The organism is Rania fehmarnensis, assembly GCF_056494185.1.
In genome coordinates this window covers 4,117,873-4,134,614 of sequence record NZ_CM151398.1, presented here as the reverse complement: position 1 = coordinate 4,134,614, position 16,742 = coordinate 4,117,873, and the positions used below count along the sequence as shown (strand labels likewise).

The window sequence follows — 16,742 nt, the reverse complement described above, 5'->3', positions numbered from 1 at the left end:
ATGCTTAAAACGCTGAGACGCAGAGGATCGCAGAGAAGACCATCGGATGAGGACTTGAAAGCCTACGGACTCCGCGGACTCTGCGTTTCAAATTGGGAGCTGCCAAACCAATCGCACTTGGGATAAAGCACTTAGCTCGCCAAGTATCGCACAGCTGACGCCACGCCAATTGTAACTTCAGTCATGCGTTGGTAGTTCAACGTGTCTGGAGTGTCGCTGGCTCGGTGGTAGTTGGGGTTTCTGAGGAAGCTGGTATCGGTCAGCATCAACGCGGGATAACCTTGATCCCAGAACGAGCTGTTATCACTCAGTCGAATATCGTTGATGCGCTCGGGCAAGCAGATCGAGAATAGCGGCATTGCTCGAGCGCCGCGCTTGAATCCTCGTCGGAATCGCCAACAGAGTTTCCATGAAGCCAGGTTGCCCACGGCCGCCAGAAAATCACCTCGCTTGGGAAAGAAACGATGCATCCATTTTGGAATCAACGGCGGTACGGCTTGCGAATTATCAGCACTGGTGTAGTAGCCGACCATCTCCAAGCACAGCATTCCCAGGATCTTGTCGCCTCGCATTCGCGATTGCCGTGCGTGATGTTGGCTGCCCATGGAGTTCAAGTTGAAGTAGGGCGGCTCTTCGCAGGCGAAGGCGACATAGCGAATCGTTCGCTTGCCGTGAAACTCTTGTAGCAAGCGACCGACTTCCAGCAACACGGCTACCGCCGATGCATTGTCGTCGGCACCCGGGGTAGAAAACACCGTATCGTAGTGAGCTCCCAGCAAGATGATTTCGTCGGCTCGCCTGGTACCAGCTTGCTCAACAATCAAATTGGTCGCCCGGTCGTCCAGGGCTTCGTAACACTCGCGCGAGTTGTGGTAGCTCATCGCGGCCCACTGGCCTTCGATGTATCCAATGGTCGCTTCGATCGTCTTAGGCTTGCCGAGGTACCGAGGACCGATCAACCCCGCCAAGCGATCGACATGCAGTCGCAAATTGGCTTCGATTTGATGTTTGTCAGGTGTCATCAGCAAGTCTGGGCGGGCCTCATGTAGCCACCGCTGCCAAGCGGTGGACGTAAGAGCTAAGAGTCTATTGATCCAATTTTAGTATCGGGAACATGATGATCGCAGTGTAGTGACAGGCGCTGGCGAGGATCACCATGAGATGCCATACCGGGTGGAAGTACCAACGTCGGTGATCGCTGTGCAGGAACAACGTTCCTAAAGTGTAGACTACTCCGCCCAGAGCCATGGAGCCGAAGCAGACCAGCGTCACTTTGTTCATCAACAGCAGCGCGGGGATCCAGCCCAGCAGCACGTAGGTTATCGAGGTCATGTTATCTAGCCGGTGGCCAGCGAAAACTTTCGAGTAAAATCCCAGCCCCGCTGTACCCCAGACCAGCAGCAGCAAAGCGCTACGTTGCCAGTCCTCCATATAGGCCCAGATGAATGGTGTGAACGTTCCGGCAATCAGCAGGTAGACGGCTCCCTGGTCCATAGCCCGCGCGCGGTGCCGCCACTCGGGAACTCTCACTGCGTGCGACAGCGTCGAAAACAGATACATCGCGGCCAGCGTGACGCTATATACCAAGCAGGCGTAAAACATCGACGCATGATATTTGGCGGCCACCATCGTGATCGCTACTCCAGCCGGCAGACTGGCTACAAATCCTAAACCGTGGGTCCAGGCATTAATTTTCTCCTGTGCGGCATTCTCCGCCGTCCAGCGTATCGCCATGCATTCCTCAGTGGGTAAATCGTTCCATCGCAGCTATGAATTTCCTAACCAGTTCAGCACCCACCTTATTGCGTTGCCCGCTTAAAGGGCAACGCTCGTACGGGTGGCCAAATCTCACATCTTCCTACATTCGATAGCCTACCCGCTCCAGTTAGATGCACAATGGGATAGGTGGCCACCCTGATTTCAACAATATCCGCAATCGCATGCTTTCTGAAACCAAACGGCTCACGCGAGTTATCACTGTGGGGGCCGAAATGTCAGCCAGGGCATTAGCGCAAAGATTAAAAGTGCCACATAATATGCCGTCCCCGATACCGGGTCCTTATCCAGCAAGGCTTCAGCTGGCATCTTCTGAAACAAGATGGCAGCCAACCCGACCTCAACACTCAAGAGCATCGCCAGCCCTAGCAACCCAACACCCAGAGCGTGCCGAGCACTACTTGACTGCCTAGAAATCCAGCGGCCGACTATAAAGACCACCACGAGCATGATCGGCAACTCTAGTAGTTCGGCATAGCGAGCTCCAATTCTCGGCACGAGTAGCCCGACACGCATCATGCCGAGAATGAACCCTGTTCCAAAGAGAATCGCGAAGTATTGGGCGGCTAGTCGTATCACTTAGGAACCGCAAGAAAATAAATGTCCGGACTGACAGTAACGAACAATTTCAACATCAAGAACTCATTCCCCCTGATGCGATTAGACTGGACCTTTATTTTTTTACGGTTCCTATGTTCCTGTTAGCTATCGTCCTAAGCAGGTCAAGAAACCGCAGGTCCTCGGTTCCGAGTCCCGCAGCCGATGATGCTCGGGCCGACTTAGTGGCCTCTTCATAAACATCCAAGATCGCACCGCTGGTCAACGTCAACCAATGCCGGTGGTCGGCTGACAATTCTGATTGCATGTAGCTGTGTAGTTCCAACATCGGATCGTATTGATCTTCATCAGTTCTGAGTGCTCGATCCAAAATTCCCAAGACTGGGTTGGTAAAGCTTTCTGCCTTGGACCCTTTGAACTGCGTGAGAACTTCATTCTCCGCCTGCTTGGCTCGGCGTTGCATCTCAGCATGCGTGAGCGACTCTTCGGCTATGCGCAAACCGTACTTCGATGCAAACATACCTAACGACGGGATGAGCGACTTGGCTGCAATTACTGCTCCAGCCAATGGATTGAAAATGGCCACCAGGCCTCCGATCAGCAGTACTCCCCCAAACACTCGATCATCCAGCACATCGATATAGTCAGCGATCTCGCGCGTTCGATCGGCCATTGTCTTTTTGTCAGTTGGTTTAGCCAACTCCTCAGCCTGCGTCTGCTTTATCAAAAGACTGCGCAGCATGGCTTCCGAATCCGGATGTGGCAGATGAAGCACGCGGCGTTTGCGAAGTTCATTGATGGGCGGCACACCTTCGGGCAGGCAGCGATGAATGGCCAGGGCATACGCATCTGGGCTGCGTTTATCTGGAATCAAGAAATAGTGACGCTCGTCGAAACTTTGTTCCTTGTCGGCGATGGATGTGGAACCAAAGACATTCAGGGTGCCGACCATGTTGGTGACATAACCTACACCTACGCCTGTAAGGCTCCAACCGCTTGACATGGCACTATAACCAAAGTCCGCAGTTTGCTTGAGGAGCGTTCGAATATCCATGTTGTGGGTCTCTCGATCCAATGGCAAAGAATGGCCCGGGCGTTCCTACTCCTACTCCTACTCCTACTCCTACTCCTACTCCTACTCCTACTCCTACTCCTACTCCTACTCGTAGGTTCATCGAGTAGGAGTAGTACTTAACCCTTCGCACTTCGTTAGTTCATGCGAGTATCTTTTAACCCCTCTGAACAGTCAGCTCAACACCTGGCCCCGGCCGAACAAAGTCGTGCCACTGGTAATTGTCCGGCAGCGGCTTGGCCGCCGCAAACTCCAAATGCAAAATGCGTCGATGCCGAAAGGTACCAGCGTGAGAGGATCCACTAGCGTGGCTAATCAATGGTCGCATGGCCAAGACATCACCGACTTGCGCATGGATAACTACTGCGTGATCGGCGCTCACACCGTTACTTTCGCTGGAGACGTGTGAGCCAGGAACAACGCGCAGCGGTCCATTTTCATCGGTCACTTCGTCCAAGTGAATTCGCAACGTCAGCATGGATCGCAACACTTCATCACTCGCAATCACATGCGGCACGCCCGCTTTGATTGTAGGTCTTGAGAGCTTTGTGGATTTGGTCGCGTGGTGTCTAACTGCGATCGAAGTGTCTTTATGCCACGGAAGATTCCAAGTGCGTTCTGGTGGTTTATCAAAGAACAAAGCTCGGACCAAGCCAAAGTCGTCACCCAGTTGGTTACGCAAAAATGTCAGCAGCCGTTCGGTTTGCCAAACTGTGGTAACTTCCGGAACCGAATCGATCAAGTTCCTGGCTGCGTAAACATGGCCGCGACTCGATCGAGCCCTGACCGCCGGCGACTCTGCATCAAAAGCCCCCTCGAAAACGCTCAACATGCGCTGCACAGCCAGCGTATCTACTGCCCGAGGCAGCATGCAGAAACCATCGCGTTCCAGATTCCATTGAGTCAGCATGGCTTGATCCCTGACAATTTACCGCACATATCCATTCAGCCCTTTCGCGCCAAACATAGCGACACCTTCATGTGCTTAGCCCCGCTTAGGCCACAAAAGTTGGACCTGCCCCATTTCGCTGAACTCTCACAGTATAAAGATACCGGTGAACCTCACCTACTTCAAAGGGCGTCGTACACGTATGAGTTACATTGTTGTAGACATAGAAGCCGACGGGCCGATTCCAGGTGACTACTCCATGATATGCTTTGGAGCTGTCGTGGTGGATGACCAACTGGATAAAACCTTCTACGGCCAACTGAAACCCATTTCCGAGCGGTTTAATCCAGAGGCGTTAGCCATTTCAGGTTTTTCGCGCGAGGAGACGTATGCATTTCCAGATCCGCGACAGGTCATGCGAGATTTCGCCGACTGGATCGCCGTGCAATCGAAAGGTCGGCCAATTTTTGTCAGCGACAATAACGGCTTTGACTGGATGTTTATATGCTGGTACTTTCACCACTTTATCGGGAGCAATCCGTTTGGTTACTCCTCCAGACGAATTGGCGATTTGTATTGCGGTCTAACCAGCGATGCCCAGGCTCAATGGAAACACCTGCGCAAGACAGCCCACACGCATCACCCTGTCGACGACGCCAAGGGTAACGCGGAAGCCCTGCTGCATATGAAACGTGAAATGGGCTTGAAGATCCGCTTCTGAAGGTCTCTGTTGCCTAAGTCGCGACCTGTCCCGGGCTCAGACCATACTGGCTGCGGATGGCGTCAAAGGTTGTTCGGTCCTCCCACGTAGCAGCGTCTCTCCGAGACGCTGACTAGCGTAACAGCTGGTTTCAGAACGTAGTTACATATAGGTATGCGAGTCTCGGAGAGACTCGCATACGTGACCACGTAGCAGCGTCTCTCCGAGACGCTGATCAGCGTAACAGCTGGTGTCAGAACGAAGTCACGTATAGGTATGCGAGTCTCGGAGAGACTCGCCTACGTGACCACGTAGCAGCGTCTCTCCGAGACGCTGACTAGCGTAACAGCTGGTGTCAGAACGTAGTCACGTATAGGTATGCGAGTCTCGGAGAGACTCGCCTACGTGACCACGTAGCAGCGTCTCTCCGAGACGCTGATCAGCGTAACAGCTGGTGTCAGAACGTAGTTACATATAGGTATGCGAGTCTCGGAGAGACTCGCCTACGTGACCACGTAGCAGCGTCTCTCCGAGACGCTGACTAGCGTAACAGCTGGTTTCAGAACGTAGTTACATATAGGTAGGCGAGTCTCGGAGAGACTCGCCTACGTGACCACGTAGCAGCGTCTCTCCGAGACGCTGATCAGCGTAACAGCTGGTTTCAGAGCGTAGTTACGTATAGGTAGGCGAGTCTCGGAGAGACTCGGCTACGTGGGAATGCGTCAAGCACTTCGGGCATCACGAACATTCAAATGCCGAAAGCCTTAACGGTTTCGCTACGATCGAATTATGCGGGCCGCAGGCCTAAGAACTCGCGCGTCCAGTGAATGCGTTTGAGCAGCATTTGTTCCAGCAGCCATACGACTATCAGCGAGGCAGCGAATAGTGGCAGGTAGATGGCTAGGAGCGCAACCCAAGCGACCAACACCCAAGACCAACCCACGTGAGCTAGCGGTATGGGCGCGCCAAGTTTCCCAGGCGTGCGCCGTCGCCACCACATGATGTAACCACTGACGCTCAGCAGTACCAGTCCAAGAGCTGCGATCAGACCCAACAACTGATTCAGCCAACCAAACAGCTGCCCTTCATGCGCGGCGATGCCCAGGCTGACTGCTTTGTCCAACCAAGGTTTACTGGCAAAGTCCTCGCGCGACAGCACCTCGCCGGTTTGCCCGTCTAGCTTCATGGTGACGCGGAGTGGTCTATTCTGAGCGTCAGACTTAACGATCCACTCACGACCTCCCTTGGTTGGCGGTTCGATAGTCGCTGGATAAGCCAGTCGCATGGGTGCGACCGCTGCTGCCAGGCGATCGAAGCACGTTAGGTCGCTGGGCATTTCGACTTCGCGCTGCCTGCGTCCACCTTGACGCGCTTTGCTCGTAGCTGCCTTGCTGGCCGCGCCGTGACCTTCATGTCCGCCGTCCGACTTCATCACGCCACCGATAGTCCAATCGGTTGATCCGGCCGTAACGCCGACCAATTCGCGGGCCGAGCGAAAGTAGTTGCCCCAGAACTTGGCCCAGGGCAAACCAGTAGCGAGCAGGAACAAGACCAGCAGCGATATCCACACGCCTGTCACACTATGCAGATCGCGCAGCAGCACCTTCGAGCCTTTGCGCAGCCGAGGATAGACAACGCCAGCCAGTTTTTCCGCTTGTCTTGGCCACCACAAGCACAGCCCGGTTACGACCATGATGATTGTCCATGACGCAGCCAGTTCGACCAGGTTCGAACCGCGCTCGCCCATTCCTAGTTGGCCATGAAAACTGCGCACTTGTCGCACGAATCCGCCATCGTCAGGCCTGGAGCCGAGCACCTCGAGCGAAACTGGGTGCACGAAGACACGCCGCGCCTGGCCGTCGACTTGCAAGATGACACGCGCCGCGTCTTGGGAGTTGGTGGGTAACTCGTAAGCCGTCGGCACTGCTGCCGGAAAGGCCGCGCAAGCCGCTTGGACTTGCGCTGAGACCAGTTGTGCTTCGCCTTGGACACTCAAGTTGTCGTACTGGCTATCCGCCCACTTGTCCAACTGAGGTTTGAACAAGTAGATCGCGCCGGTAATCGACAGCACGATCACAAACGGCATGCAGAACAGACTGGCGTAGAAGTGCCAGCGCCAGATCGCACGATAATCTGGCCAGCGTCGTGGATTGTCAGTCATCACTTAAAACTCCCCGACCACCTCGCCGCCATTGCAGCTATGCAGAGCGCGATGAACGTTGGCATCGATGCCATCAGAGATAAAGTGTACCGAACCGTCGGCCAGTCCCACGTTCGCTCCGCCGGTGTGATAACTCCGCGGTCCAAAGTAACCCGTGAAGTGTACGACCAGGTCAGGCACGCGATTGTTGGGAGTTTGATAACCATTGGTCAATGAATTGATCGCGCCGCCAAAGGCCCACGATATACCGCGGCCACGCAAAGCGGTACTTGTACCGCCGCGCCACACCGTAAACGTATTCCAAAACGTTTCGATTTGCGGATTGAATATCATGCCGTTGCCATCCACATACGAACTCCATCCAGAACCCGTGGCTTTCAAACCTTGAACCGTATTCAAACCAGAATTGACTCCACCCGAACCGTTTAACGTGTATTGATACGGGAACTTGGGCAATGTACCTGCCGGCAGCGCCATGTCGTCGCCCACACTGCGAACAGATTCACTGATGATGACCGTATTGGAACTGCCATCGATGATGTCGTTGAATCCAGCTTTGGAACGTTGGTAGACAATTCCATCGGTGCGCCAGCGCAAGTCATAGTTGACTCCTTTACCACTGCCATAGCTGATCATGTAATTCAGTCCGCCGTAGGAGTAGGTCGTACCACCCACCACCACGCGCGAGACGCTGGGCGCCGGATCGCTGGGACAGAGAAACAGGGGCAACGGGTTAGCAAAGGCCGCGGCAAAATTCGGATTCGGGACTTTCGCATTGAAAGGCCCAGTGAAAGCGACTTGCGAGTAGTCCAACAGATTGTTCAAGTTCGCTTGCTCGACGTAGGGTAACAATCGCGCTTGAATCGAAAAGTCCGCATCGACAGTACCAGCCATTGGAAACTTGCGATGCGCCGATTCGTAGTTCAGCATGGCCAGGCTGAGTTGTTTAATGTTGTTGCTGCACTGCATGCGCCGCGCTGCCTCGCGTGCCGCTTGCACCGCCGGCAACAACAACCCAACCAGAATACCAATTATGGCAATCACCACCAACAATTCCACGAGCGTAAAGGCAGTACGAGTATTACAACGTTTCATTTCATTTCTTTATAGGAAAGCGAACCTCTCGTTTTGAGGTTCAATTGGTTTGAGTAACAGTAAAGTACGCGGTCCAAGACGGCGAGCTTGCCACGACACAGCCCAACTTGTGGAGAGCGGGCTCTTGCATCGAGCAAGCCCACCATCTCAAACCGCGCATATACAGCAGATGTCCGTTTCGTAGAGCGGCTGTCCCCAGCCGCTCAGCACCCGGCAAGTCGTTTTATAGAGCGGCTCTCCAAGGCCGCTCACGCACCCGGCAAGTCGTCAACCTGTAACGCTGGCCCCCGTAGAGCGGCTCTCCAGGGCCGCTCAGCACCCGGCAAGTCGTTTTGTAGAGCGGCTCTCCAGGGCCGCTCACGCACCCGGCAAGTCGCCAACCTGTAACGCTGGCCCCCGTAGAGCGGCTCTCCAGGGCCGCTCACGCATTACTAGGCCAACGCCCAGATCTGCGTGGAACAGCTATGGAACGCCGTTCCCCGGCTGACGACTCAACAGCTGCGAGCTTCGACTAACTTGGGTGGCGGAATCGCTGGCTCATAGAAAACCGACGCAGTGGTCGGCTGCGCGAGACTGATCACAGCCCCGCGGTCGCATTCATACAGAGTTTGAGAATGCGTTCGAACAAGAATGGTCCACGGCAAGAGTGTAAATTCCGAGCTCTTACCTTGACACTGCAAAGCACACCAACTCAATACGAGCTTGGTTTTACTTTTCGTTTGGGCAACTTGATCCTTGCACTTGGCTTGGCCGGCGCCCCCAACTTTTTGTTGACAGCAACTCTTCTTCACTTGGCTAGTCGGTTTGCTTTCAATTAGCACCGCATAGGCAGGAGGCGTAACGCCATTCTTCTTAGCCCAGGCCACTCGTTTAGCGGGTGAATGGCAACAGCAAGTGGTCCAACACTGATGAGCCGACTTGCATCCGCACGGTGAATTCTGGCACGGAAAGGCTTGATCTTCTTCGGGTGAGACGTCAATTCGCGCTACAGGGATGGGCACGCTGGCCGCGCAGAAGCACACGAGCACCACAAAGGTTAGAACTTTGCGGCAACGGAATCCGAAACGAGTTCGTAAGGATATTGCAAACAACGAATGACTAACTACGGTTCTCGACCATCGATCGCTCGAGCCCGCTCTCCACGCTTATTAATCTAACAATCCAAATGAGTTTAGCAAGCCTCATCGTCGTAGAGCGGCTCTCCAGGGCCGCTCAGCACGAGGGAGGGCGAAGGTCCACCTGAGCCAAACACCGCACGTAGAGCGGCTCTCCAGGGCCGCTCAGCACGGGGAGGGCGAAGGTCCTCCCGTTTAGCTACTTCACAAAGAACCGCACGCAGACTGCGTTGGCGATCTTGGTACTCTTGCCGGTTGGCTTCAGAGCGCCGTTGGTGGGATCGATGGCCAAGACCAAGACATCGCCGCCTGATTGATTGGCGACTAACATGTATTTGCCGCTGGGCTCGATCGCGAAATTACGCGGTGTTTTAATGCCCGAGCCCTGATGGCCTGCAGCGGTCAGTTGCCCGTTGGTCTGATCGACTTTGAAGATCGCGATCGAATTGTAGGGATCGCGATTGGAGACATACACGAACTTGCCCGAGGGATGCACGACGGTTTCAGCCGTGCTGCCACCGCTGGCCGTCACATCGCTGGGCAGCGTCGACAGTACTTGTTTCTGAATCAACGTACCTTTGTCAGCGTCGTAGTCGCAGGCGAGCACGGTCATATTCGCTTCGCCGTTCACATAAGCGCGACGACCATCGGGTGACCAGGCGAAATGGCGAGGCCCAGTGCCTTTGGGCGTGTTCATAACGCTATGCGGTTTGAGCGCTCCGGTCGATGCATCGAAGGCATAGATGATGACTTGGTCAAGCCCGAGGTCACAGCACAAAGCGTACTTGTTGGCTTGATCCAAATGAATGGAGTGGCCATTTTTCTTGGGGCCTTGGTGCTGTTGCAAAAACGACTTGGAACTAAGTCGCCCGTCGGCTTCCAGCGGTATCGAGATGCAACTGCCACCGGTGTAGTTAGCGATCAGCACACTTCCCCCGGTCTTATCGACCACTAGGTGGCAAGGCGCATCGCCTTGAGTTGACTGCGAGTTGAGCAGCTTCAGCTTGCCGGACGGCTCCTCGATGGCGAAGGCGCTGACTTGGGCCTTGTTCTCGTTTACTGCGTACAGGAATTTTTTGTTCGGATGGAAAGCCAAGAACGACGGGCTGCTGGTTTCCGCGACCAGCGACACTTCGGAGAGCGACCCATCAGCGAGATTCAGTTCGCACTGATAAATGCCTTTGCTCTGTTGATCGGTATAAGTCCCCAGATAAACGCGTAACTTATCTTGCGCCTCGGCCGCCGATTGCCAACTAGCCGCAGCCGCCACTATCGCCCCGACCAAAAACGTCAAACGCAGCCCTGGGACGCTCAATTGAATCCGCATGTGAATTTCTCTCATATAACTGTCGGTCACCCGAAACCCGGCAGGTCAAGCCAGGAACACACGTCAGTGTAGCGAGCTGAGCGTTTACCGACGCGCCCATCGAGCGGCCAGAAAAATGCATTTTCCGACAAAAACGCGGGCAGCTCTCAAGAAAAACAAGTAGCCAAGGCGGGGATCGAACCCGCACGCCCCTTACGGAGCACAGGATTTTAAGTCCTGTGTGTCTGCCATTCCACCACTTGGCCTAACTACTTGAAATCACGCCACTTAGGACCGCTAAAGAGGGTCATTGTTTTGCAGGTTGTGGGTCCAAAATGGGTCCAGTTGCCTGCCGAGCGTAATTCCATGAGCCGCTATCATACCCGATGGGCTTGCGCATGCAACGCGAAGTCCGCTAACGGACCGTGCCGACGGCACCAACGAGCTTGCCTCGGTGGACCGGTGACTGATTGCCTAGATCGCTATAACGCAGAATCCGACACCGCATCGCAGAGGAAAAGCATTACTTTACATGTAAAGTAGTTTGCAGCGCGAAGCCACGCTGGTTACCAGGCTCTGCCTGGTAACCCACTGCCTGGCAGGCTCCTGCCTGCGCATCGGCAGTGGCGTTGGAAACAACGGAGCCGCAACAAAGAGTTACTTTATATGTAAAGTATCAACTTTCTGCCCCGACATCTTTTTGCCAAGCTTGACCCATTGCCTCGCAGGCTACTGCCTGAGCATCATAGCTGCCTCGTCGCGTTAGAAGCACAGGAGGCGGAGCCTCCAAGGCAGTGCGTGCCCAGGCGGGCCTGGGCACGAGCGATATTTAAAGCGTGTCGGACCAAACATCGGCAAGCAAATCATCCAGTAGTTGCCGTGATTCTTGCGGCAGACCACGTTTAATCACGGCTAAGCACTCTTTCTCATTCCGCATCCGTTCAAGCTGCACTTCCTTATAGCCAGCCTCACAGACCTTCATAAACGCTTCGGACTGTTCTTCTTTTACTTGCAAGTAAGCATAAACTCTTGCAGAGGTTAAAATTGTGAGGTCGGTTCGCAATGCATGCAGGTGACTGGCTTCAATGATTGCGATTCTCTGGGATTCGTCGAGAATACGGTTGACGCCATCCATCGCCATCTTCGCGGTATTGAATGCACGATCTTTGGCTGCACGCTGCCGCATTTCTCTACTCAAACTAATCAACTCCGTGCGCTGAGCCTGAGTGATCGGCTTGGGCTCTGTCAGTACCAGTAGAATGGCCGAGTTCATAATAAGCTCGGCGCGATCAGCATCAACAACACCGATCGAATTCAAAGAGACCTTGGCATCTTTCTTCATTGACTTTGGCAAAAGCGTTTCACCAAAACACTCAACAAAACGGTCCTTGAATTCGGGCGACACCTCAAGCAGTTTCGCTATATACTTCCTGCGAACTTCATCGACTCGATCTGACGCGGCCGAAATCTGGGTGTGCCATTCGGGCTCAAGCTTTTCGTATTCGTCAGGTGACAATCCAATTTGCCTGAACAGATCGGAGTAGAAGATGTCCAACGGATGGGCAAAGCGAGACTTGAGATAACGGATTCGCCGCTGCTCAAGCTGGTCGGCTTCAAGTATCTTTGAAAAGACCTCCTTGTAGATTTTGTCTGCCTGTCGCACTGCAGCAGTATCATGGGCCAGCCGAGGATGAATGGCGGTGTAGCCATCGACTCCCGGCAAACAATTCATCAAATCTCTATCTGCGAACATTTTGCGAAGCTTCTCCAACTGAACAGGAGAAACCTCTAGATCTGTCTGCCACTCAGGCGAGTCGAGGATCTCCCGTACACCATGCACTCCAGTCGCCATGGATACTACATCCTCCGTACGGGCGAGAGAGGTCATCAGACAATACAGAGTTAGAACCAGGCATAGTCGAGTCATATTGTGCTCCGATACGCAACATCGCTGGTTACCAGGCTCTGCCTGGTAACCCACTGTCCCGCAGGCTACTGCCTGCGCATCATACACGAGCTGTGACGCTGGAAGTCACGGAGGCGGAGCCTCCGAGGCACTGCGTGCCCAGGCGGAGCCTGGGTACGAGGAAAATCTATCTGCCACTCAAGCGAGTCAACGATCTCCCTTACACCATGCACTCCAGTCGCCATGGATACTACATCCTCCGTACGGGCGAGAGAGATCATCAGAACTGGCGAGAGAGATCATCAGAATGAAGGATTAGAGCCAGGCATAATCGAGTCACACTGTTCTTCGATACTCTCGCACATGCAATAAACCACTGCCCCGCGAGCTCCCGCCTCGCATTATCGTAGCCGCTATAATGTTGCAAGCAACGCAGGCGGGGCCTCCAAGTCGGTGCGTACCCAGGGCAGTGCCTGGGCACGAGCTATATGTCCACTGAATGAACAATCATGAAATACAGTATCTCAAGTTTACTAGTAAGTCTGTTTTTAATCAGCGTATCATTTGGCCAAGGCCTAACACTAGAGGATGACGAGCGCTTTCAGCTTTTTATTTTTTTGCAGAAGCCGAGCGTTCAGAAGTTGATTGGAGTCACTCCCGAGCAATCCAGACTTGTGAAGGAAACCGATGAGGCAGGCCAAGAGCTATTGCGCGCCGCGATGCAGAATAATCCACAGGCATTCTTAGCGGCGGACTTGAAGAGACGAGCCACTTCGCTCGCATTGCTCGATGAGTTGCTTCCACCCGACAAACAGAAGGTACTCGCTCAGCTTAAGCTCAGACATGAAGTCTCATTGTTTGGCTTGAAGACCGCTTTGTTGGACGGTGTATTAGGAGGCAAAATTGGGATTCATGCGAACCAGCGAACCAATTTGGAAGATAAGGGATCACGGATAATGGCGGAGGCAGAAGCCCAGATAGGGCAAATACGCAAGGCGGCGGAAGCTAGACTTTTGAGTGAGCTTAGCGCGGAACAACAAGCAAAGGCGGCTGACCTTTTGGGGCCATATGTTGAATTTTCAGAGGTAGAAGAGAGAGTAGCCAAAATTGAAGAGATTAAGGCGCGGAGGCAAGAGCCAGAAAAGAATCAGAAATGAGCCGCGGCTCCGGTGCACGGGTGCACGGGTGCACGGGGTGGCTCGCCGCAGTTTTCATCGCCAGGAACGCACGTACTGTAGGAAATCTTGATAATCGTTGACATTGGGGAATTCCAATCCCTGCGCTGCGACCGCTGCTGCAATCGCGTTCTTCTTCAACTCGTATTTCTGTTGATACGTAGCGCCGCTCGATGTCATCCTGGCATAGCTGTTCCAGATTGCATCAATGGCGAACCTGTCAGGCCCGTTTGTGCGCGTGTCGTCTAGTGTTTGTTCGACCTGACGAATGGAACTGTAGGACGCGTGCTCGCGGGGCATCGCGTTGCAGTGAAGATTGTGCGTCCAATAGACGTGTACCGCCCATTCGAGTTCGCTCATGTCGCTAGGTGGATGTAGCGCGAGTCGATCAATCTTCGCCAAAACCCTGTTGCAAAGGCGAACACGCACGATGTGATACGCGACGCCGCACACCGCGAGAGCAATTAGTACCGCAGCGATCAAAATTCCAGTTTGGCGTATTCGATTTCGTTTGGGCATCGGATTCCGTCGGCGAACGCCTGAAGTCACGCGGTTGCGGCTGAGTGATTTACCATCAGGAAACGCGCGACTCGCAGTCAATCACGTTCCACCTTCACAGAACCGGCGCGCTGGTCATTGTAATCGGATACATCTGATTCAGCCAACCAAGTAAACCGACCAAACGCAGCGTACATGAAGCCGGGATAGCCAAAAACACAAAGTCCAATTAGTGCGTTGAACGCAGTGCTCGAGGAACGACGTCCGTCGCCGTACCATTGGCCTGATACGATCATTGAAATGAGATAAGCCAAATAGCCAACAAATACAATCCCGCCGACGATGCGCCAGCACCAATCGAAGCGACGAGAATCATATAGACCCAAGAGTGCGAAGAAAGCGAGCGCTTCGAATGCCCCCAACACTATCCATCCAGTCAAGCCGACAGGATTCGAAAGAAACGGCAACAGCGCAAGCGTCAGGAGGAAGAACGGCGCTGTACACCAAAACATGAATCGAGTCGGTCTTGGAAGTTCCTGGATTCGCACGTGTTCTAAATTCCGTCTTCCCGGTAACGTCGCCCGTCACCGGGCCTGAAATGTTAATTGTCCATTGTGTAAAACCCTGCAAGCCCGGCTCCGAGCGAGTAGAGCGATCTCTCTCTTTCAAGCTTAGCATAAAGCTTGGGCTTAATCGATTGAGCGTCGACGGACGTGCGCCGTTAACCTCCTAAAGCGAACTTAAGCGAAACTGTGCTGCAGGCATTCTTACGTCCTGTATGTCTCCCTCGTAAGTTCGCTAGGGGCGTGGACTTCAGCGACTGTCAGAGCCATGTTTAAATCGCTGAGTTCGCAGAGCATCGCAGAGAGAAGGCCGAAGTTCAACTATCCCTGAAACGCTCGTCCCTGGATGCCTCCCAACTATCATCCGACCTCTCTTCTCTGCGATTCTCTGCGACTCTGCGTTTTGAACAAGGAACCCTCGAACCGTTGACAATTCTTTTGCAACTGCGAGACGGGAGAGTGTAATCCGTGCGGGCAGAATTACTTTATGCGTAAAGTCTTTGGCAGCATTTATCTGCCAGGATACCTTATTGACCAGTTTCAACTAGTGACGCAAGCGGAGCCTCCCGAGGCAGTGCGGAAGTGCGTGCCTTGACAGAGCCTGGGCGCGAAAGCGATCATCTAATGCTCCAGACGCAATATGCGTTGTGCAGGTGCGTCAGTATTGCAACCAGCGAAATCGCTGTCAAAGTGAATTTCGATCGGCGAACTTGCTTGAAAATTGTCGCAATCGGCAGAACCCCAAGAGCAACCAGCCACAGCCATTGCATCCATCCGTACGGTCCGAAGTACACGTTTGTCAGTACGAACATTTCGTAAGGATTGCCGGAGAAATAGGGAATCCAAGAGGCTGCAAAGGCCAGCGGCAAGCCAATCACCGGGACAACCATCAGCAGAGAAATCGGCACTCTATCTGACGTAGTATGTGCAAGCAGATTTCTCAGATGCGCAACTGCGGAAACGGGCGCCAGAATTAAAACTACATGCATAAACGAGTTAGTGAGCGATACCGTCGACCTGGTGGCATTCAGATAGTGCAATGCCACCGCACAGTAGAGGCTGACGACAATCAAGATTTCCCAAACTGAGGGCAACCAAGTTTGTTCGCTCTTAATGGGATTTGCCGGCGTGTATGGATTTTCCATGTGTGGCTTCTGCCTGAGCGACATAGAACTGGCTGTGGTGCATGAAACAACGGAGGCGAAGCCTCCGAGGCAGCGCGTGCCCAGGCAGAGCCTGGGTACGAGGACTCAAGGCGGTCGCGTCCGTAAGACCTGGATGACTACGTATCCAATGACGGCACCTAGTAGTCCGCCGATCACGTTATTCAATGGTGTCTCTGCACCGCCAAGGTGGTCATAACTTCCTCGGATCGCTGGGTCGCTAAGAGAAATGCCTGAAAGGGTGAAAACGAATAGAATGCTGACGTTGCGAAAGACTCGAGCAGCGTTACGAACATTGACCATACAAACCGCGGTGCAAAATATGACCGCTGCGCCCACGTGCAAATATGTTCCCTCATACCTAGCTCGGCCAACATGCGACAGCCGCTCAGATGTACTTACATCCAGTAGATGGGCCGCGAGTATGGCCATCACCAAACCAATGGTGATTGTCTTCACAATCACAAGTGCGATTCTGTAGAGTCGTTCTTTGCGCATAAACAGCTGCTTTGCCTGGTAACCCACTGCCCCGCAGGCTCCTGCCTGCGCATCATAACACTGGCCGTGGTGCATGAAGCAACGGAGGCGGAGCCTCCAAGGCAGTGCGTGCCCAGGCAGAGCCTGGGCACGAGGTGCACCGCCAAGTAACCCATTGCCTCGTGGGCTGTGCCCGTTCATCATAGCATTCACGTGGTGGTTGAAGCATAGGAGGCGGAGCCACCGAGGCAGCGTGTGCCCAGGCAGAGCCTGGGCACGAGAAAGGGA

15 protein-coding genes, 1 tRNA gene and 1 pseudogene are annotated in these 16,742 nt (G+C 53.9%); 2 read left to right on the top strand and 15 right to left on the bottom strand.

Annotated features, from left to right (window positions below; translation table 11 throughout):
- Positions 1-131: 131 nt before the first annotated feature.
- From SH573x_RS13815 to SH573x_RS13795, 5 genes are all read right to left on the bottom strand, one after another.
- Positions 132-1,022, bottom strand: a complete 891-nt coding sequence (locus tag SH573x_RS13815) for a M28 family peptidase (RefSeq protein WP_479355935.1) — start codon at positions 1,020-1,022, stop codon at positions 132-134.
- A gap of 64 nt (positions 1,023-1,086) precedes the next feature.
- Positions 1,087-1,734: a PAQR family membrane homeostasis protein TrhA gene (trhA, locus tag SH573x_RS13810; RefSeq protein ID WP_479355933.1), complete on the bottom strand. Its 648-nt coding sequence runs from the start codon at positions 1,732-1,734 to the stop codon at positions 1,087-1,089.
- A 240-nt stretch (positions 1,735-1,974) separates the two neighbouring features.
- On the bottom strand, positions 1,975-2,355 hold the full coding sequence (locus SH573x_RS13805; protein WP_479355931.1) for a hypothetical protein: 381 nt from the start codon (positions 2,353-2,355) through the stop codon (positions 1,975-1,977).
- A 94-nt stretch (positions 2,356-2,449) separates the two neighbouring features.
- Positions 2,450-3,388 (bottom strand): hypothetical protein, encoded by a 939-nt coding sequence (locus SH573x_RS13800; RefSeq protein ID WP_479355929.1) that lies wholly within the window; start codon positions 3,386-3,388, stop codon positions 2,450-2,452.
- Positions 3,389-3,563: 175 nt separating this feature from the next.
- Complete coding sequence (locus tag SH573x_RS13795) at positions 3,564-4,316, bottom strand: phytanoyl-CoA dioxygenase family protein (protein WP_479355928.1); 753 nt, start codon at positions 4,314-4,316, stop codon at positions 3,564-3,566.
- 181 nt (positions 4,317-4,497) lie between these two features.
- On the opposite strand from SH573x_RS13795, the gene SH573x_RS13790 reads away from it, so the two are divergent.
- On the top strand, positions 4,498-5,016 hold the full coding sequence (locus SH573x_RS13790) for a 3'-5' exonuclease (protein ID WP_479355927.1): 519 nt from the start codon (positions 4,498-4,500) through the stop codon (positions 5,014-5,016).
- Positions 5,017-5,029: 13 nt separating this feature from the next.
- On the opposite strand, the pseudogene SH573x_RS13785 reads toward SH573x_RS13790, so the two are convergent.
- From SH573x_RS13785 to SH573x_RS13760, 6 genes and pseudogenes are all read right to left on the bottom strand, one after another.
- Positions 5,030-5,098 (bottom strand): annotated as a pseudogene (locus tag SH573x_RS13785) (DUF2805 domain-containing protein); the annotation flags it as partial.
- Between the two features lie 684 nt (positions 5,099-5,782).
- Positions 5,783-7,156, bottom strand: coding sequence for a PepSY-associated TM helix domain-containing protein (locus SH573x_RS13780; RefSeq protein WP_479355925.1), 1,374 nt, complete (start codon positions 7,154-7,156; stop codon positions 5,783-5,785).
- 3 nt (positions 7,157-7,159) lie between these two features.
- On the bottom strand, positions 7,160-8,251 hold the full coding sequence (locus SH573x_RS13775; RefSeq protein ID WP_479355923.1) for a DUF1559 family PulG-like putative transporter: 1,092 nt from the start codon (positions 8,249-8,251) through the stop codon (positions 7,160-7,162).
- A 1,314-nt stretch (positions 8,252-9,565) separates the two neighbouring features.
- Complete coding sequence (locus SH573x_RS13770) at positions 9,566-10,693, bottom strand: lactonase family protein (RefSeq protein ID WP_479355921.1); 1,128 nt, start codon at positions 10,691-10,693, stop codon at positions 9,566-9,568.
- A gap of 160 nt (positions 10,694-10,853) precedes the next feature.
- A tRNA-Leu gene (locus tag SH573x_RS13765) sits at positions 10,854-10,938 on the bottom strand.
- A gap of 563 nt (positions 10,939-11,501) precedes the next feature.
- Positions 11,502-12,524, bottom strand: coding sequence for a hypothetical protein (locus SH573x_RS13760; protein WP_479355920.1), 1,023 nt, complete (start codon positions 12,522-12,524; stop codon positions 11,502-11,504).
- A gap of 563 nt (positions 12,525-13,087) precedes the next feature.
- Here SH573x_RS13760 and SH573x_RS13755 point away from each other — a divergent pair.
- Positions 13,088-13,735 carry a hypothetical protein gene (locus SH573x_RS13755; protein WP_479355918.1) on the top strand — a complete coding sequence of 216 codons (648 nt, stop codon included), beginning with the start codon at positions 13,088-13,090 and terminating at the stop codon, positions 13,733-13,735.
- Positions 13,736-13,789: 54 nt separating this feature from the next.
- On the opposite strand, the gene SH573x_RS13750 is transcribed toward SH573x_RS13755, so the two are convergent.
- From SH573x_RS13750 to SH573x_RS13735, 4 genes are all read right to left on the bottom strand, one after another.
- A complete protein-coding gene (locus SH573x_RS13750) occupies positions 13,790-14,236 on the bottom strand; it encodes a hypothetical protein (RefSeq protein WP_479355916.1) in 447 nt (148 codons plus the stop codon).
- 113 nt (positions 14,237-14,349) lie between these two features.
- The gene (locus SH573x_RS13745; RefSeq protein WP_479355914.1) at positions 14,350-14,763 is read right to left on the bottom strand and encodes a hypothetical protein; all 414 of its coding nucleotides are present in this window, start codon (positions 14,761-14,763) and stop codon (positions 14,350-14,352) included.
- 668 nt (positions 14,764-15,431) lie between these two features.
- Positions 15,432-15,887 carry a hypothetical protein gene (locus SH573x_RS13740; protein WP_479355912.1) on the bottom strand — a complete coding sequence of 152 codons (456 nt, stop codon included), beginning with the start codon at positions 15,885-15,887 and terminating at the stop codon, positions 15,432-15,434.
- A 177-nt stretch (positions 15,888-16,064) separates the two neighbouring features.
- Positions 16,065-16,550 carry a hypothetical protein gene (locus tag SH573x_RS13735; protein WP_479355910.1) on the bottom strand — a complete coding sequence of 162 codons (486 nt, stop codon included), beginning with the start codon at positions 16,548-16,550 and terminating at the stop codon, positions 16,065-16,067.
- Positions 16,551-16,742: the final 192 nt, after the last annotated feature.